At 68.9% G+C, this 16879-nt stretch carries 17 protein-coding genes; 2 read left to right on the top strand and 15 right to left on the bottom strand.

The features are described from left to right. Positions 1 to 88: 88 nt before the first annotated feature. The 15 genes from ABFX81_RS40255 to ABFX81_RS40185 all read right to left on the bottom strand — a co-directional run bounded on the left by ABFX81_RS40255 (position 89) and on the right by ABFX81_RS40185 (position 13603). A complete protein-coding gene (locus tag ABFX81_RS40255) occupies positions 89 to 2272 on the bottom strand; it encodes a hypothetical protein (protein WP_086851867.1) in 2184 nt (727 codons plus the stop codon). Then, the gene (locus ABFX81_RS40250; RefSeq protein WP_086851869.1) at positions 2272 to 3345 is read right to left on the bottom strand and encodes a hypothetical protein; all 1074 of its coding nucleotides are present in this window, start codon (positions 3343 to 3345) and stop codon (positions 2272 to 2274) included. Before ABFX81_RS40250 ends, ABFX81_RS40255 begins: the two co-directional genes overlap by 1 nt. Before the next feature lie 12 nt (positions 3346 to 3357). Then, a complete protein-coding gene (locus ABFX81_RS40245) occupies positions 3358 to 4596 on the bottom strand; it encodes a hypothetical protein (RefSeq protein WP_086851871.1) in 1239 nt (412 codons plus the stop codon). Between the two features lie 2 nt (positions 4597 to 4598). After that, the gene (locus ABFX81_RS40240; protein ID WP_086851873.1) at positions 4599 to 4871 is read right to left on the bottom strand and encodes a hypothetical protein; all 273 of its coding nucleotides are present in this window, start codon (positions 4869 to 4871) and stop codon (positions 4599 to 4601) included. A 3-nt stretch (positions 4872 to 4874) separates the two neighbouring features. Continuing rightward, positions 4875 to 5822, bottom strand: a complete 948-nt coding sequence (locus tag ABFX81_RS40235; protein WP_346139503.1) for a bifunctional lytic transglycosylase/C40 family peptidase — start codon at positions 5820 to 5822, stop codon at positions 4875 to 4877. A gap of 215 nt (positions 5823 to 6037) precedes the next feature. After that, positions 6038 to 7918: an FtsK/SpoIIIE domain-containing protein gene (locus ABFX81_RS40230; RefSeq protein WP_086851877.1), complete on the bottom strand. Its 1881-nt coding sequence runs from the start codon at positions 7916 to 7918 to the stop codon at positions 6038 to 6040. A gap of 35 nt (positions 7919 to 7953) precedes the next feature. Beyond that, entirely contained in the window at positions 7954 to 9126 is a 1173-nt protein-coding gene (locus ABFX81_RS40225) for a hypothetical protein (RefSeq protein ID WP_086851879.1), read from the bottom strand. Positions 9127 to 9152: 26 nt separating this feature from the next. After that, positions 9153 to 10010, bottom strand: coding sequence for a hypothetical protein (locus ABFX81_RS40220; protein WP_086851881.1), 858 nt, complete (start codon positions 10008 to 10010; stop codon positions 9153 to 9155). Between the two features lie 102 nt (positions 10011 to 10112). Next, positions 10113 to 10316: a hypothetical protein gene (locus ABFX81_RS40215; RefSeq protein WP_346139502.1), complete on the bottom strand. Its 204-nt coding sequence runs from the start codon at positions 10314 to 10316 to the stop codon at positions 10113 to 10115. Positions 10317 to 10461: 145 nt separating this feature from the next. Next, positions 10462 to 10650, bottom strand: a complete 189-nt coding sequence (locus ABFX81_RS40210; protein WP_346139549.1) for a DUF5999 family protein — start codon at positions 10648 to 10650, stop codon at positions 10462 to 10464. Between the two features lie 208 nt (positions 10651 to 10858). Then, on the bottom strand, positions 10859 to 11035 hold the full coding sequence (locus ABFX81_RS40205; protein ID WP_346139500.1) for a hypothetical protein: 177 nt from the start codon (positions 11033 to 11035) through the stop codon (positions 10859 to 10861). Then, positions 11028 to 11294 carry a WhiB family transcriptional regulator gene (locus ABFX81_RS40200; protein WP_086851887.1) on the bottom strand — a complete coding sequence of 89 codons (267 nt, stop codon included), beginning with the start codon at positions 11292 to 11294 and terminating at the stop codon, positions 11028 to 11030. The genes ABFX81_RS40205 and ABFX81_RS40200 overlap by 8 nt, the downstream gene beginning before the upstream one ends. Positions 11295 to 11442: 148 nt before the next feature. Continuing rightward, positions 11443 to 11940, bottom strand: coding sequence for an ATP-binding protein (locus tag ABFX81_RS40195; protein WP_346139499.1), 498 nt, complete (start codon positions 11938 to 11940; stop codon positions 11443 to 11445). Between the two features lie 210 nt (positions 11941 to 12150). Continuing rightward, positions 12151 to 12921, bottom strand: a complete 771-nt coding sequence (locus ABFX81_RS40190) for a hypothetical protein (protein ID WP_346139498.1) — start codon at positions 12919 to 12921, stop codon at positions 12151 to 12153. A 283-nt stretch (positions 12922 to 13204) separates the two neighbouring features. Further along, a complete protein-coding gene (locus ABFX81_RS40185; RefSeq protein ID WP_086851891.1) occupies positions 13205 to 13603 on the bottom strand; it encodes a hypothetical protein in 399 nt (132 codons plus the stop codon). A 240-nt stretch (positions 13604 to 13843) separates the two neighbouring features. Between ABFX81_RS40185 and ABFX81_RS40180 the strand changes: the two genes are divergently transcribed. Together ABFX81_RS40180 and ABFX81_RS40175 are read left to right on the top strand one after the other, a co-directional pair. After that, positions 13844 to 14602, top strand: a complete 759-nt coding sequence (locus tag ABFX81_RS40180) for a UTRA domain-containing protein (RefSeq protein ID WP_086851893.1) — start codon at positions 13844 to 13846, stop codon at positions 14600 to 14602. Between the two features lie 535 nt (positions 14603 to 15137). Next, on the top strand, positions 15138 to 16844 hold the full coding sequence (locus ABFX81_RS40175) for a helix-turn-helix domain-containing protein (protein WP_086851895.1): 1707 nt from the start codon (positions 15138 to 15140) through the stop codon (positions 16842 to 16844). Positions 16845 to 16879: the final 35 nt, after the last annotated feature.

Genomic DNA, 16879 nt, shown 5'->3' with positions numbered 1-16879 from the left:
CAGGCAGAACCTCCGGAGTGGTTTGGACGCGTTGAGGGCCCGCACCCCTCAAGGGGTGCGGGCCCTCAACGCGACTCCCTGCTCGGAGTCAGCGATCGGAGGAGAGATCGGATGGGAGTTTTTCACCGGTCTCTGCGTCGTACGCGACCCCGGTGGGCGAGAGACGCACCGTCCGGGAGTCGGCCCGGGCGCCTTCCTTCCAGGTCTTTCCCCCCACCGCGACTCGGACCGTCACGTCGGCGAGGGGGTCCGTCACCGGCAAGGCGACCTCAGGAGCCTTGGGGTACCAGCGGTCCTCACCACGGGTGGTGTAGGCGCTCTTCCCGGAGGCGTCGATCCGCAGATACTGCGCGTTGCGGTCGAAGAACGTGCGCAGCTCCACGATGACGCGGTCCCTATCGCCGCTCCACTGCGCAACTAGGTCTGCCTCCACGCCATCCATGTGCAGCGCTGCCCCCGACCGCCCCTTGTAGGCTTCGGCCTTCTCTTGCCGCTCCCGGCTCTGCCGGTCGTTCTCCGCGTTCTGGTACACCGCGGCGATGGTGATGGACAGGGCGGCGACCGCGGCGACGTAGGGCCAGCGCCGGCGCTTCGGCGCGGGCGCTGCGTCGTCGACGGGCAGGTCGGCGGGCGGCACGGGGGTGGATGGTTCGGGCCCACGGTGCCACTGCGGTGCTGTGCGGTCGTCGGTCTGCTGGATCCAGTCGCCTTTCCCCATGCGGGCGACGGTAGCGCGCAGTTGGGTCGCCTGGTCAGTGCTTCCGCTCAGTTCAGCCACCTGCGCCCGGGTCTCCAACCAGGCAAGGGCCTGGGCAGAGTAGAGGCCGTGGGTTTGGATGTCCTCCCGCTCGTGGAGGGCGGCCAGCTGAGCGGCTTCGTCGCACCGGCCGTCCAGCGCGGCCTGGATGACGGTCTCGTGCCGGGCGAGAATGGCGTCCCTGGTATCCACGACGTTCGGAGGCAGCTCCCAGTCCCAGTCCCCCTCGTCGGCAGCGTCTTCGGTGGCCTGCTCAACTGGCGCCGACAGGTCCTCAAGCTGGACTTCATCACTGCACTCGCCGGATTCCGCCACCACCGCGGCAGGTTCCTGTTCGACGACCAGGGGTTGCTGCGCCTTGCGGCGGCGGGACGAGGTGTCCGTGAGCTTGAGTTCCTCGTCGCTGAGGACGGTCTGGATGATGTCGACGTAGTCGGGGCCGACCTTCCACACGGCCTGTCCTGGTTCGAGCGTCGGGATCTGCTCGACCGCCCAGGCGGGCAGACCGAGCAGAGCTCCGACGGCTGCCGCTTCCTCCGGTCCCAGGCGGCCGACGTGCGCGATCTCGCACAGCCGCGCCAGGTCCTGCGCCTTGCCGTCGCCCAGGTCGGACAGCGTGTGCATCACGACGTCCAGGGACAGCCCCGCTTTCCGGGAGTTCTTCAGCTGCCGCTGGATCAGCTCGCTCGTGGCCGGGGACAGCAGGATCTGCCACGCTTCCTCGAGCACCAGGTGCCGGTGCACGGCGGTCGACTGGGGCAGCCACACGTGCTCCGCCCAGCACGACACGGCGGCCATCAGGGACGGGATCGCCGGGGAATTGCGGTCCAGGCCGGTGAAGTCGAAGCTCAGGATCGGCAGGTCCGTCTCCGGCAGGCTCGCGTCCTGCCCGTCGAAAAGTCCCCGCAACGAGCCTTCGGTGTAGCGGGACAGGGCGATCGCGGCGCCCTCGCCCCACTCGGTGAGCCTCGCGGCCGGCCACCGGCCGTCCTCGGGTCGGACCAGAGCGTCGACCAGCCCGGTCAGCGACGTCGCCTTCGGGTGGGTCAGGGCGTGCTGGAGCGCGTGGGCGGCCTGGGGAGTGAGCGCTCCGGGCTCGACAGCGGCGATCAGCGACCGGATCAGCTGCTCGCGGACCTCCGGCGGGAACAGGGAGCTGCACGGGTTGAGGGTGAAGGCGCCGGCCTCGATGACCCGCCCGCCCAGGGACCGCACGAGCGGTGCCCACTCTCCGGCGTTGTCCTCACCGAAGCTGTCGATGACGACGGCCTGGTGTTCGTGCTGGAGGATGTCGCGGCGGATCCGTGCCTTCGCCGTCGTGCTCTTGCCGGAGCCCAGGCCGCCCAGGCCGAGGCTGTTCGTCGACGGGAGCACCGCGGTGTCGGTCAGGACGGGGGAGAGGTGGAAGGGCCTCCCGTCCAGCAGGGACCGTCCGATCGGGATGCCGGGGAAGCTGCTGTTGGAAGCGACCAGCGGCGCCGTGATCGCGGCGTGAGTGGAGGGCAGGCGAATCATCAGAAGATCACCCCTTTCCGGGTGGCGGCTCCGTGGGGTGTGGTCATCACGTGAGCGCGGTGCTGCTGGCCAGCGAGCCAGTCCAGGTGAATGCGGTGCCGGTCGGCGGTGAGGGAGGCCTGCCAGCGGCCGTCCGTCACCGTCTCGGGGCAGTCGCCCCACACGGTGAGGTAGGCGTCGATGTCCACGAGGGTGGCGCCCTGGACCAGCGCGCCGTGGGTCGTTCCGCTGGCGATCTCGTGGGCGTCTTGCTTGACCTTGTCGGTGGTGAAGGCCTCCGCCGCAGCCCGCTGCCACTTCGCCGACCGGCGGGACTGGCCCGCCGGCAGCGGCCGGTACAACACCGCGAGGGAGCGGTCGGCCTCATGCCCGAGCAGGAGTTTGGGCATGAGGTCTCCGTCGGTCTCGTCGGGCCAGGAGGTGATCCGTGCGGTGGCCGCGTAGCGGCCGTCCTCAAGCGCGGCCCAGCTGGGGCCGCGTTCGGTCACGGCCGGAATGGGCTCCGGCTCGACGGGGGTCAGGGCACCGAGGGAGGCGAACTCGCTTGCCAGGGTGTCGATGACCCGGGCGGGCTGGCCAACAAGCCCCTTGGGCACGTGGACGGAGAGGGTCTGGGTGTGCGTGGTGTAGTCGCCGGTGGTGGCGTGGTGCGTGACGTGAACCTGGATCCCCGCAGTGCGGGCCTGCCCGCCGGCGAACACCAGAGCCTTGGAGAAGGCGGCGTGGAAGTCGGCCCGCCGCTGCGGGTCCTGCATCGTGCCGTGTTCCGGATACAGCGCCCACGTCGCGGTCGCTCCCGGGGCGGTGACCACGGAGTCGGGCACGGTGCGCTCGCGCAGGTGCCGGTAGCCGACCGCCGCCCACCGGGCGAGCGAGCGCGGCCCGGGCGCCACATTGAGCAGCGCCGCGGCCGCGCCCACCACGCCGAAGGTCCACACAGGCGGCGGGGTGATCATCGCCGACATCAGGACTGCACCCCCGACCCCGGCGTTCGCTTTCGTCAGCAGAGTCTCCATGGGGCTGAGCCCGCGCTGGAGGGCGGGGATGCGATAGCCGGGGGTCAGGGAGTACATGACTTCTCCTCCTTAGGGATTGCCCGGCCGGGCAGGTGCCGGCCGGGGATTTCGAACGGGGTTGGCGTTGGGGGTGGGTGCCGGAGACGGGACGGTGGCGCGCGCCTGCTGGCGCGCCTGGCGCATCTGCGTGTTGCGGGTCGCGCGGTCGGTCTGATCCCGCGTGGCCTTGGCGACGGCGGACTCGGTGGTCAGCCGTCCCGGCCGCTGGTGCGGCTTGAGGCCGTAGGCGGCGAACAGCACCCCGCGGTCCTTGGACATGGCCCGGCCGGGCGTGTCCACCGTGCGCGGCACCCGCGGAGCGTTCTCCTGCTCGTAGACGGTCGGCGCGCCGACCCGCACAGCGGCCCGGGCCAGGGGAATGTCCGTGTGGCGTTCCACCAGGGCCCGGGCGGCGCCGGCCACCTTGGGCCCGAAGTAGGGCACACCGTGGAAGATCATCCGCAGCATCAGGGCATCTGCGGCGACCAGCAGGACGGTGTCCACCACGAGCGAGCCCTTGGCGAACTCAACGAACGGCGAGACCAGCAGCAGCGCGAACGGGGCGAACATCAGCCCCAGCAACCGCTGGGCCCAGGCCTTGACGGCGGTCATGTCGCCGCCGCGTGCCAATGAGGCCAGCACTAGGGGCGCCAGGCACACGAAGGCGAGGATGCCGAGCTGGCGCGTGATGAAGACCAGCGCGGCGAAGGCCAGGGCGACGACCAGCGCGGAGATGATCAGCAGCATCGCCAGGGGGTTTTCTGAGTCCGCTCCGTTCTCCAGATCGTCGCGGATCGCGCCGAACAGGGTCGCCTCGTTGCTGTCGAACGCGGCCGTGAACGCGGCGCTCACGGCCTTGTTCAGGAGCATCACGGCCCCTGGGACCGACGCCATGCAGGCGACGGCCACGAGGGCCCATCCGGTGGAGGCGCCCATCTGCTTCAGGCGGGGTGCGCCCTGCCAGGCGGTCAGGGCGCACACGACGACCACGCACACGAAGATGGCGACCGCCAGGTGCTGACCGAGCCACAGGAACGGCTCGTACAGCACGCTGTCGGCCTTCGCCGGCGCCCACGCGTGCTCCGGCGCGATGAGCTGCTCGATCTTCTTGATCAGGATGTTGGCGAGGTCTTCGACGCGGCCGGCGGCGCCGTCGGTGATTCCACCGCCAGCGCCTCCACCGCCGCCGCCTCCTTGGTCGCCGGTGTCCTGCTCGCAGTACTGCCGGGCGAGCCCGTCCAGCTGGCGGCAGTTGTTCTTCTCCGCCATGGTCAGCCCTTGGCTTCGGTCACGGTGGAGAAGAGCGTGTCCCCGTACAGGGCCAGCACCACCGCCACGAACAGGGTGCCGATGGCCATCGAGCCCTTCCGCAGGGCGCCCTTGGGGTCGCTGGACAGCTGGAGCAGCATGCGGACAGCGATCACGGCGATCACGGCGGCGATGCCCTTGGTGACCAGGCCTCCGCCCGTGAGGCCGATGGTGTCGAAGAAGTCCTTGAAGCCGGTGGACATGTCGACGGGCTTGGCCAGGATGAACTTGCGCATGGATCAGATCTCCTTGTTGTTGGGGGATACGGGTCGTGCGAAGGCGTACAGGTCGCTCATGGAATCCAGGGGGGAGAAGCGGACCTGGGTTCCGGGCCGGGGGGCATCGAGCATGTAGCCGCCGCCGACGTAGATTCCGACGTGGTGAATTCCGGAGGCGCTGGGGCCGTAGAAGACGAGATCCCCGGGTTTCGCCTCGTCGCGTTTGACGGGTTCCGATGCGGCGTATTGCTGGGCTGCCGTGCGGGGCAGGGTGATACCGGCCTGCGTGTAGGCGTATAGCGTGAGCCCGGAGCAGTCGAAGCCAGTGATGGATTCACCGGACCGGCCCTTGGGCGAGCAGCAGGTGCCCGTGCTGGGGCCGTTCGCGTTTCCTCCGCCCCATGCATATGGTTTGCCGAGCATTTTTTGAGCCGCGTTGACAGCAGCAATGCCTTGGTCCGTTGTGGCGGACTTCCCGCCGCCGGAGTTCTGGTTGGCGAGTGCGGTGATTGAGCGGACGTATGTCTGTGTTTCCTTGTAGGGCGGTATGCCGCCGTATTTGCGGACGGCGCCGCTGCCTGCGTTGTAGGCGGCCAGCATGTTGCTCTGCTTGTTACCGGGAACGTCGTTCACGTCCTCGGCAATGGTGCAGAGATACTTGGCCGATGATGGGATCGCGTCTTCGGGATCCCACACGTTGCGCTTTCCGTCTCCGTTGCCGTCGATGCCGTGGGTTTCCCAGGTGGACGGCATGAATTGCGCGATTCCCTGCGCGCCGACCGGCGACGAGGCTTTCGGATTGAAACCCGATTCCTGCGTCAGGAGCGCGGCGAGCAGATTCGGGCTGACCTCCGGGCAGGTGTTTCCCGCGTCCTCGATCAGGCGTTGGTACTGGGCTGGGACGGCCAGGCTGAGGGCCGTGCCGACGGGGTTGTCGCCGGCGCCTTGCACGAGCGCGGCTGCGGCCACGGCCGCCGTGGCTCCTATGCCGACGGTGACCGCTGTAGAGGCTCTCAAGAGCGTCTTGCCTCCTTCCTCGGGGGTCTTGGAGTGTTTTCGCAGGTCAGCTCCGCCATGGCGGCCCGCCATGGCACCGCCATGTGCTCGTGCTGGACCGCCATGGAGCCGCTGAGATGGCGGTGTCGTGGCGGTCGGCGGCGGCGTGGTGGCGGTGCTCGTGGCGGTCAGGTAGCGGACTGCGCGAAGGCGATGAGGTCGTCCAGGCGGTAGCCACGGCCCTGCGCGTTCTTGTAGGTCCGAGGGCCGCCCAGAAGCTCGTTGAGCTTTTTTCCGCGCTTTACCGGATCGTCTTCCAGGATTCCGAGGGCGGGCGCCATGTCGGGTGTGGTCATGAAGTCCACGCCCTTGCTTCGCATCAGGTCGATGGCTTGCCTGAGCGGAGTTTCTTCCGGCACCGCTTCCACTCGCTTGGTGACTTTTTCGTCCACCACGTCCCAGATGAACTTGTCGTCGAAGTTGAATCCCCGGATGAGGGTGGATCGCCCGTTGGCAAAGAGGACCGCCTGACCCTTGATATCCGGGTCGAGGAGTACCGGGTTGATCGGTGCGACCGTTTCGAAATAGGTGTCGCCGAGAGCAACCTTGGCAGTTCCCGCCGATGCCACGTACAGGCACATGCGGTAGAGGAACTGGTCCCTTACCTCTACGGGAATGGCATTCACGGATGGGCGCTGCGTCATGAGCACCGTGGAGATTCCGGATTCCAGGGACTTGGAAACGAGCTGCCGTGTGTCCTTGGCGATCTCCTTGGCCTGGTCCTTTTCCTCGTTCGTGGAGCCTGAGGCGAAGAAGTCGGCCGCTTCGTCCACAATGAAGATGACCGGCTTGAATTTGGGAACGGGCTGACGGTTACGAATAGCTTCCGTAATTTCCGCGTACCGGCTGTCCGAGCGGGCGTTGAGTTCCTGCACCATGTCCCAGAACACGGCCGGGTCATCGGACGACTCGTAGCGGGTGGCGATCGGCTCGAAACGGGTCAGTCCGCAGAACTTGCCGTCGAGCAAATACAGCTCGAATTCGCCGTACGCGATCAGCAGGCAGGTGATGAGCCCGTTGACCAGGGTGGTCTTGCCCATCTGCGTCATGCCCGCGACCAGCAGCGACGCCTTGTCGAACGTGGGCACGCCGGCGAGCTGGCCGGTGACGTCGTGACCGAGCGGGACCCCGGCGAACGTCTCGATCTCTTGGCGGGTCGGGGCCGGGAACGGGCGGGTGAACGGGGGCTCGTGCAGCTTGAGCAGCTTCACCCGGCGTTCGTTGTCGCGGCTGCGCTCCAGGGTCAGGTGCAGGCGGGTCACGCCGAACATGCCCGCCACGGTGCCCAGGCGCTTCTCGACGTCCTCGTATGTGCGGCCCTTGGGGACCAGGAAGTCGTAGAGATCGCCGGTCTGCATCTGAGAGATCGTGACCTCGTCGGCCCGGATCACCTGTTCACTGCCGATGACGCCGGCCGTGCGCAGTGCTGCGGTGAGTTCCGGGTGCGCCGGGGTCGCCTCAGCGTCCTCCTGCTCCCCGTCCAGGGAGGCCGCGGGCACGTCCTGCTTGAGGGCTACGGAAGCGCTGCGCCCGCCGGCCGACGGCTTCGCGGTGCCCGTCAGCAGCCGGTTGGCCCCGGTACGGAGCCGCCATGCGCCGTAGCCGAGGGCGACCAGCGCCCCGGCGGTGAGCAGGACGGTGGCCGGCCAGGACAGGCCGAGTTTGTCCTTGATGGCGGCGAGGACGCCGAAGCTGGTGGCGAGGACGCCGATCGCGCCTGCTGCCTGTCCCGCCATGTCGTCGCTGGCCTGCTGTTTCTTCTTTGCCACACCCCTCTCCTTCACGATGATCATGAGCGGGTCGGCGGAACATATAGCCGCACGCGCTTTCGATTTCCAGTGGGTTTGTCCAGCGCTCGCCGGGTCTGCTTCCTGGGTCTGCGAACCAGGGGGTTCGCTCGCCGGGTCACTCGCCGGGTCTGCGCTGGTCGACTGCGGTTTCGCTTCCGGCAGTCGCAGCAAGGGCCAGCCCGCAACTGCGGGCTGGCCCTCACTGGTGGTGCCGGACATAACAGGGCGTTCACCCCGTCTGAGAGGGGTGTCAGTCAGGCGTCCGTTTCCGCGTCCTCGTCTTCGTCGGCCGTGTCGGTCTCCTCGGCCGTGTCGGTCTCCTCGTTCGACAGCAGTGCGCTCCAGGCGCGGCGCACTCGCTTCTCGCTGCCGACGAAACCGGCGTCGCGGAAGGCGGCGCCGGCCTGGCGGTAGGACGCCGGCGGGTCGTCGCGGTAGCGCAGGTGCCGCAGCACGACGTCGAGCTGCTGGTCGGTCAGCTGCTCGCCGGGCTGCGGGGTCGGCACGCCCGCGACGGCCGCGAGGTCGGCGAGCGTGACGGCGTCACGGTCGGCGTCACGCCCGGTGTGACGCTTGCCGTCACGGTCGCCCGTGAAATCGCCCTGACCTGCGTGACGGCGGTCAGCGCCCGTGCCGGAGGCGTCACGCCCGTCGGTCAGGGCCAGAGGATTCGACCCGGAGGCGTCACGGTCGGCCGTGACGGGCAGGGCGGGCGCGGTCGGCGTCCACGTCTCCAGCTGCTCCAGTTGCGGCAGGGCGATCGCCGCGACCGAGGGCGGCAGAGCCTTGTCCTGGACGGTCTTGGCGGTGGCCTCGGCCGTGGTGTGCAGCTCCTCGGTCATCTTCTTCTGGGCTTCCAGGACGGCCTTGCGGTAGTCCGTCTCGGCCTCGGTGACGCGCTTCTGGAGCTCCTTGGCCACGTCCAGGAGCTCGATGCGGTGGGCGGCCTCGGCCTCCATCGCCTCCAGCTGGTCCGCGACCTTCTGACGCTTCTCAGCGATCGTCTGGAGAGTCTCGGCCGACGTCTTGCGCCCGAGCGACGGCAGGGCCAGCCACCAGGCGCCCTTGGTCGCGACGATGGCGATCGGAGTGAGGACGACGGCCAGGTCGAAGCCGTCGGTCCGGGACACGATCAGCTCGGCCGTGGGGATGGCCGCATTGACGAACGTCAGGGCCAGACCGGCGTACTGGACGCGGCGGACACGGGCACGGTTGTTGCCCGCCAGCACTTCCGTGGCCTGGAACACGACCCACAAGGCGTCCAGGGCGCCCACGGTCGGCACTGCCCAGCCACCGAACCGGGGCTCCAGGATGTCGTAGGACACGGCCACCGACAGGATGGCCACCCCCAGGGTGATGACCCCCAGGATGCTCAGCACCACCCCGCGCGGGGATGGCCGCCAGTTCATGCTCTTGGTCTCGCTCACTGATGGGCTCCTTCGATTGCTTGAGGTCAGCCGGCGCCCATGCCGGACAGGCGGGCGACCTTGGTGACATGGGCGTCCTGCTGCTCGATGAGGCGGTCGACCGATTCCTTGAGGGAGTCGCTGAAGTGGCCGCCGAATCCGTCCCCGACGTGCCAGTCCTTGGCCTCGGGGTAGCCGGCCTTCGTCAGGGCCTGGACCCGGCCCAGGTCGGCATGCAGGTGCTTATAGTGGGCCGCGGCGATGTCCCTCGCTCGCTCGTCGAACGCGACGGCGGCGGCCCGGGCGCGCTCCTGCGCGTCGATCAGGCGGGAGATGGCGGCCGGCCACTCGGATCCGGCCTGCGGGGTGCGCAGGTAGTCGTACGCCGCCTGAAGCGCCTTCAGCTCCCGCTCGTAGGCCTTCCAGCGGTCGGGGGCGTCCTGGACGGCCTGGCGCAGGTCGGCAACGTAGGCGGCGTCCTTCCACTCCTCGTACGCCTGGTCGTACAGGTCGCTCAGGATGCGGTCGGCCGCTTTGCGCACCCGGTGTTCGGCCGGGTCCTCCGACTCCCAGACGTACTTCAGTCGAGGGTCGTCGTAGAAGGAGCGGGGCACGGCCGGCGCGTCTTCCCGGCCGGTGAACGGGAGGAACTCAAAGCGCAGGCCCCAGCCCGAGGGGTGGTTTTCGACCTTCCTGAGGTACCGCGGCAAGTGCGGGCTCAGGCGTTCCCAGATCTGCCGGTGCTCGTCGGGCGTGATGGTGAAGGTGTCTCCGGCGGGCATGGTGGTGCCTCCTTGGCCAGCGGTGCTCGGGCGCTGAACGGCGGGACCGCTCGCGGCGGTCAGGTTCTTGCGCGGCAGCCCGGTGTCGTCCAGGGGCGCGCGTAACGGGATGGTGTGGGACATGGGACCTCCCAGCAGACAGACGGAGCGCGGCTGCGCGGCTCCCCTGGACCGCGCCCGGACCAGCCCGCAGGGCGGGGCCAGGCCGGGCGGGTCAGGCAGCCGTCAGACAGCGGTCGCGGGCTTGTGATCAGTGCTGTAGCCGCGGGCGACCAGGGCGGCGGCCAGGTAGTCGGCGGCCTCCTCCTCGTCGATGCGCAGCTGATGCCGCGCGAACGCCAGGCAGGCAACCTGAGCGGTGGTGACCCGTTCGGGTCCGGAAGAGGACGTCACCGCCGCGTCTCGGATCAGGTGGTCGGCGACCTTCATCAGGCGGTTGTGTCGCCGCCTGGCGCGCATCGTCTTGAATATTTCCGGGGTCCTCCTACTTGTGCCGGGCTGTCCGGCTCCCTGGACCGCGTCCCGCCCCGCCGCTTGAGCAACTGCGGGCAGGGCCGGGCGGGTCAGGCCTCCGTCAGGCCAGCGCGAGGTGCCGGTGTGGGGCGATGACCTGGCCGTCGGGGAGGAGCTCGCCGTTGTCCTCGAAGATCAGGACGCCGTTGCACAGCAGGCTCCAGCCCTGCTCCGGGTGGCTGGCCACGGCGTGGGCGGCCTCCCGGTCCGGGCTGTCGGCGGTCGGGCACTTCGGTGTGTGGGTGCACAGCGAGTCCGGCAGCCGAGTGGCGCCCGTGGCGGTCGTCGCGGTGTCGAGCGGTGTGCTGCTGCGCATGGGCTCTCCTGGCGGGGAAGCGGGCCCGAGACTCTCCCGGACCGGAGGCGTGCGAAAGGCTGGCCGCCCGTGGTGCGGGCGACCGGCCTGGGGGAGCGGCATGGTGCGGGCGGGGAGTTGAGTTTCCGTTCCGCGCTGCGGGTCAGCCCCGCTTCTGCTTCTGCTTGGCGAGGTAGGCGTCCTGGAGTCGGGCGAACGACTCGTACAGACGCTGGCCGGGGTCGCACCGCGCGTCCGGCGAGCACCTGGTGCAGGTCTCACCGTGCGCGCGGTTGGCGGCACGGGCCTTCATATAGCGGTCGTACAGGGATTCAGCCACGGGCCTGTGCCGCGGCCCGGGCCCGGTTACGTGCGGCGCGGCGCTTCATGCGGCGGCGGTCGTCCTCGCTCAGCCCGCCCCAGACGCCGTGCTCCTGGCCGGAGTCCAGCGCCCACTGCAGACACTGCTCGATGACGGGGCAGCGACGGCAGACCGATTTGGCTTCCTCGATCTGCAGCAGTGCCGGGCCGGTGTTGCCGATGGGGAAGAAGAGCTCGGGGTCCTCTTCTCGACAAACGGCGTTGTGACGCCAGTCCATGTGTGTCCTCCGTAGCGGGCCGTTCAGGCGGGGTCGTGTGTGCGGGCAAGCCGAAGGGGCAGGGTGCGGTGATCAGCGGACCTCCAGCGCAACGTGCGCGCCATCACCGGGCTGACCTTCCTCACACCCGCCCCTTCGGCGGGAGGTGCTACTTCGTGCCGCCGACGTGGCATCGGATCTGCTTGCCGAGCGGTGTGGGGACGACGCGCCACCCGGAGGTGAGCACGTCCAGCAGGTCCAGGCCGCGCCCGGACTCCGCGTCATCGCTGTCCATCGCCACCGAGCGGCGGACCGGCAGCAGCTCGCCGACGGGGTCGTGCACGCTCACCACCACACCGCGGCCGGTGGCGTACACCTCCGCGATCAGCGGTACGTGATCGCCGCAGGCCCGCACGGCGTTGCCGAGCAGCTCCGAGACGACCCACTGCGCGGTGTCCGCGGCCTGCTGGTCGGCTCCGTGCGTCACCGGCACCGTCGCGGTCAGCCGGCGAACCTTGCTGAAGGTGTTCGGGGATGCCGTGATGTGGGCGGTGAACCCGCCCTCGCGGTGGCGCACGTACAGGCCGGGGACGACGGCGGGGAGCTCCGGGCGGGCCGCAGGCTGGCCGGAGTCGGCCCGGCGGGCCCGGCGCAGCATGTCGTCCATGCACGGGCTGCTGTCACCGCGCGCACCAGGAGGCGCGGGAGATGTCATCATGGGACTCAAGGTTTTTCCTCCACTGGATTGACCTGCTGACGGCCCTGGGGCGCTATCCCGGGGTCGTCTTCGTTTCGGCTGTCGTACGAGCAGCCGCGGCCCCGGCCTCCCCGATCGCTCGGGATGGCCGGGGCCGCGGTCGTTCGTGCGGCCTCAACCTCATTTGGCGTCGCGGCCGTCCGAGGCGGCGGTCGCGGTCCGGACGACGAAGCCATTGCGGGTGAGGTGGACTGTCGGGACCTGGCGTGTGGTGCGGTACAGGTCGGGACGGGTGCTACGCATCTGGTCCTGTGCGAGGTCGGACATCCGGGCGGTGAGTCGGCGGCCCCCCTCGCAGGGCGTGCCCGCCTTGCACGGCGAGCAGGTGGCGCGGTGCTGCTGCAGAGCCGTGCGCAGCTGCCCGTACAGAGCGGGGACTTCGGTCTGGACGATGCGGCTGATCAGCTTGCGCAGCTCGATCACCGTGGCGCAGTGCCCGAGGCGGCACTGCGAGCAGTCGTCCTGGAGGTGCTGGGCAAGCTGCTCGCGCGGGCTCCGAGCGGCGGAGTTCATCTGGACGGTCGCGGGCGGGGCCTGGGGGCGGGGCTTGCGGACCGGGTTGGTGGTGCGTCGGCTCGAGGCCGTGCTCTCAGCGGCGAGCAGCCGCTCGGTCCACTGCTCGGGGGTGATGTCGATCTCGATGCGCTGCGCGCTGCCGGGGCAGCGGCGGCCGTTGGACGGCTTGGCCTTGACGGAGGCGTCGCGGTAGCGGCGGCCCTCGGGCTTCGGTTGCTCCACACCGTCGCGGTGGGGGTGGATCATCGACCGGGTCAGCCGGTGCCAGGTCTTGCATTCGGGGCAGACGACCATGCGGGTCTCGCCCTCGCGGAGGTTGAGGTGCTCGGGGCGAAGGCTGCTGGCCTTGATGGGGGCGCGGCCGTTGTGGCGCATCGAGTTGACTCCCTGGGTAGCGATTGCGTTCTCCTTCAGCCAGGAGCCGGGCGGGGCCCGGTTTCCTGACCGGCGGGCAGCGCAATAGCTGCGGGTGGCTCACCTGGCTGTGGCTCCAAGGGACCGCGTCGAACTCGTCACCAAGGCCGGCGTGTAAGCACGGACAGCCAGACATATGAAGTTGATTCGGGATGACCGTGGGTCCGGCTCCCTCATCCGGCGCCGCCCGCGGGCGGTTCCGGGTGGGGGAGCCGGGTCCGAAGACCCGGCGGGAGGCGACCGGTCAGGCCGCGACCGGCAGGGCCGTGGCGGCGGCCGGCGGCATGACGCGCAGCTGCGCGGCGTAGGGGATGAGCGCGTCGACCAGGCGCTCGCGGACCAGCTCGTTGATCGAGGGGTCCGTCGCGAGGATGTCCTCGGCAGCCGCCCTGCGCGCCGCGAACTCGCTGGCGACCTTCTCCCGTGCGGCCTTCCCGCCCTTCTTGGAGCTGGCGGCGGCGTCCCAGCGAGCCAGCTCGCCGGGGGTCACGAACTCGTACATCTCCAGCGGCGTTCCGAAGGCCACGTCCAGGTCAGCGTCGCCGAACTCCGGAAGGTCCACCTCGATGGCGTCCAGGAGTGCGGCGGTCTCTGCGTCGAAGGGCTCGGAGGGGCCGGCGGCGGGACGACGGGTGACGTTCATGGAGTGGTCCTCTCGCAAGGGGTCTGACCTGGCGGTTCTGAGCGGTGAGTCGAGTAGGGCGGCACCGGGTGATCAGCGGATCACTTGTCGTGACCTCGCGATGCCTTCAGTAGAGCAAATCTCTTTATAGAGGTCAACGTTTCATTGGAGAGAAATCTAAAATTGTCGAGAGCGGCCTTCGTCCGCCTCGGCCGTATGCCCGTACGATCAGCTCTATAGAGAGCCGCCACAGGGAGACAGATGAGCCGCGAGGGACAGACCAGCCAGCCCAAGTACCTGCGGATTGCCGCAGAACTGAGGGGTGCGCTCGAACGCGGCGATTACCAGCCCGGCGACCGCCTCCCGGGCGAGAACACGCTGGCTGCCGACTTCGACGTGGCCCCCTTGACCATGCGCCAAGCGCTCGGAGTGCTGCGCAGCGAAGGCCTTGTGGGGTCCCGCAAGGGATCCGGTTGGTTCGTTGAGTCGTTCCGCCCGATCAGGCGCCGGGGCATTCCCCGGCTGGCCCGCGGCCAGTGGGGCAGCGGGAAGACGATCTGGTCCGCAGATGACCACCGCGCTCCAGACGTCGACCAGATCACGGTGCAAGAGGACACGCCCCCGCCGGAACACATCAGCGACGTGTTCGAGCTGGCGCCCGGCGAGACCGTCTGCGTCCGCAGTCGGCGGTATGTCATGGAGGGACGCCCGGTCATGGTGGCGGAGTCGTACCTTCCCCAGTCGCTTGTGGCAGGCTCGCCGATCACTCAGGCCGACACCGGCCCGGGTGGCATCTACGCCCGCCTGGCCGACCTTGGTCATGCACCGGCTCGCTTCCGCGAAGAGATCCGCGTACGGATGCCCTCCGCGGAAGAAGCGGCCCGGCTGGCCATTCCTGCTGACAGGTCCGTCATCAAGCTGGCCCGTACGGCGTTCGACTCCGAGGGACGAGCGGTGGAGATCAATGAGATGACCATGGACTCGGCGACGTACGTCTTGGACTACGAGTTCGACGCGTGAAGCTGACCGGCCGGCACCTGACGGAAGTAGGCGGCATATCCGCGCCAGGCGCGGTTGACGTCGCAGGCTGGACACTGCGCTCACCGCTCTCGTCGGCTGGCCGGCGTCAACAGGGATCGCAAGATCAGGCCGGTAACGCTAGTGCTGACCACGGTGGTGACGACGTCGCGGATCACCAAAAGCAGCACCGATGCGACCAGGCCAGCGGTCAGAATCACGGCGACGCGTATGACCACGGCGCCGGGTCGACCACGGGCCCGGGGTTCTGCAACAGGTCTCGTGCAGGGGCAGTTCGGTGTCGTCGTCGGCCTGGTAGGAGTGAGGTCGATGGTCCGACCGTGCGCGTCGGCCACATTGTGCGTCGCGTTGTGGACATGCCGAAATCCAGTCATCTCGCCCTCCCGGAGAAGAAGTTGGGGGTTCCGGCTGGAGGAGCCGTCACTCCAGGTGTAGGCGTGGTGTCCGGCGACTTCTACGGTTGCCGTGTATCCGTCCGCTGGATACACGGACTTGGATACATGGAGGGGGCCTCAAAATGGGGCAGCAGCCCAAGGCGCTGACGCCGGAACAGTCGCCCCAGCACCGTCTTGGCTACGTGATCCGAGAGCTGCGCAATGCGCGCGGTCTGTCCATGCGGGAGCTGGCCGCCAAGACGTTCGTTTCGCACGCCAAAGTGCAGCGATGGGAGAACGGCGACCGCCCACCGAAAGACCTGGCTGAGGTAGAGCTCATCGACCGGACCCTTGGTGCTGGTGGGTTCCTTGTCGAGCTGTGGCGGGAGATCCCACAGGGTGCCTCCGAGCCCAGCCATGTATCCGATGCGGCGCCCCATGTATCCGATACATCGTTAGACCTGGCCACCGCCCTGTCCCAGACGGCAGCGTCTGATGGCGAGGGAATCTTCGTCCCTCGACGTCTAGACGATGGAACGGTGGTGCTTGTGGCACTCGATCGACGCGCGCTGCTGCGCGCCGGGGCGGGGATCGGTGCAGCAGCAGTGGCTGGCTTCCCCATGCCGGCGACCGCAGTGGTCAGTTCGGCAGAGGATCCCTTCGGCTTCGCGAGAAGTACCACCGAGAACTGGTCCGGGCTTCGGCTGTCCCGCCCTGCCCCTGACTTCGGGATCGACTGGCAGGCGCTCATCCCGGGAGGCCGTTCCATGCTCGGCTCCCAGCTCTCGCTCCAGGTCCACCCCGCGCGCTCAGATGGGAGCCGGGTGATCGTGTCCATCCCGGACCAGCGACGCACGGAGGAGTTCCTGGCCCGGCCCCATCGCAGTCTGCTCGTCGGTGCAGTCAGCACCGAGGGCGCCGCGAGGTTCTACGCCCTGGATGGCCGCACGGCCCGCAGCAGACTCACGCGGAACGGCGGCGTGTACGAAGTCGCCGCACCCACCGCCTACGAGCTGGACGATCTCACCTACGGCATTCTGTGGGCGGTCAGCAACTACGACGATGCGCTGCAGGCCGATGACCAGGCTCTTGCCGAGACGCGCAGCGATCTCAAGGCCTACGAGCGGCTGTCCGCCTCTGCTGTCAGCCGGGAGGCCGCACCCGGGCTGAACACCGTCGCCCACATGTGGCTGGGCTCGGACTTCTGCGCCCGCCACATCATCCGGGCGCTGCCAGATCTACCGGCGCTGCCCACGTTCTGGACCCGGGAGCAGCGAGGGGAGGAGGCCAGCGCGTGGCTGATCTTCGATCACAAGTACCCGTACCTGCGGGAGACCACCAAGGCACTCGGCAGTACGAGCACGCGGGCCTTCTGTGTGCCGGAGGAGGTCGTCCGCTCCTCTCCGAGGTATGAGCGGATCCTGCTGTTCCTGGCCGTGGCCCTGATGGAGTCATTAGGGATCCAGGCCCAGTTCACGGCCGATCCCGCGTACGAGGCTGTCGAAGGCTTCGTGGTCGCGCCCGACAAGGAAGCCGTGATCGCCAACTGGGTTCGCGGGGACGGTATGTGGCATGTCGATGTGACAGCCCGGTCATCAGTCGTCCGCGAGTTCACGATCGCAGTGCGAGACGTCGACGCGGACTCGCTCACCGCGGCACCAACGGCTGCCGGACGGCTCCGCGCTCTGGCGCAGTATCTCGATCTGTCGTGGCCCTGGCTGATCCAGCGATGCGGCCAGCTCGCCCGATATGGATCGTCCGGGCTGATCCAGTCCCGCAGCCGACTCGTATCGGCGGCCGGTATCGATGCCGCTTGCGCGTACGTGGCATCTCTTCCTGCCGATCGTTGATCCACGCACACCCGCATGCCCACGAAGAGGAAGAG

The sequence above is a fragment of the Streptomyces coeruleofuscus genome, from assembly GCF_039532725.1.
GTDB lineage: Bacteria > Actinomycetota > Actinomycetes > Streptomycetales > Streptomycetaceae > Streptomyces > Streptomyces coeruleofuscus.
The sequence above is the reverse complement of the archived record's forward strand: the minus strand, read 5'-3'. Positions and strand labels throughout refer to the sequence as shown.

Excerpts from the sequence above, each read along its gene's own strand:
- ABFX81_RS40185 (WP_086851891.1), bottom strand. The coding sequence starts at position 13,603 with ATGAACGTCACCCGTCGTCCCGCCGCCGGCCCCTCCGAGCCCTTCGAC.
- ABFX81_RS40255 (WP_086851867.1), bottom strand. The coding sequence starts at position 2,272 with ATGATTCGCCTGCCCTCCACTCACGCCGCGATCACGGCGCCGCTGGTC.
- ABFX81_RS40200 (WP_086851887.1), bottom strand. The coding sequence starts at position 11,294 with ATGGACTGGCGTCACAACGCCGTTTGTCGAGAAGAGGACCCCGAGCTC.
- ABFX81_RS40215 (WP_346139502.1), bottom strand. The coding sequence starts at position 10,316 with ATGAAGGTCGCCGACCACCTGATCCGAGACGCGGCGGTGACGTCCTCT.
- ABFX81_RS40180 (WP_086851893.1), top strand. The coding sequence starts at position 13,844 with ATGAGCCGCGAGGGACAGACCAGCCAGCCCAAGTACCTGCGGATTGCC.
- ABFX81_RS40220 (WP_086851881.1), bottom strand. The coding sequence starts at position 10,010 with ATGTCCCACACCATCCCGTTACGCGCGCCCCTGGACGACACCGGGCTG.
- ABFX81_RS40190 (WP_346139498.1), bottom strand. The coding sequence starts at position 12,921 with ATGCGCCACAACGGCCGCGCCCCCATCAAGGCCAGCAGCCTTCGCCCC.
- ABFX81_RS40195 (WP_346139499.1), bottom strand. The coding sequence starts at position 11,940 with ATGGACGACATGCTGCGCCGGGCCCGCCGGGCCGACTCCGGCCAGCCT.
- ABFX81_RS40240 (WP_086851873.1), bottom strand. The coding sequence starts at position 4,871 with ATGCGCAAGTTCATCCTGGCCAAGCCCGTCGACATGTCCACCGGCTTC.
- ABFX81_RS40250 (WP_086851869.1), bottom strand. The coding sequence starts at position 3,345 with ATGTACTCCCTGACCCCCGGCTATCGCATCCCCGCCCTCCAGCGCGGG.
- ABFX81_RS40175 (WP_086851895.1), top strand. The coding sequence starts at position 15,138 with ATGGGGCAGCAGCCCAAGGCGCTGACGCCGGAACAGTCGCCCCAGCAC.
- ABFX81_RS40245 (WP_086851871.1), bottom strand. The coding sequence starts at position 4,596 with ATGGCGGAGAAGAACAACTGCCGCCAGCTGGACGGGCTCGCCCGGCAG.
- ABFX81_RS40230 (WP_086851877.1), bottom strand. The coding sequence starts at position 7,918 with ATGTCCGGCACCACCAGTGAGGGCCAGCCCGCAGTTGCGGGCTGGCCC.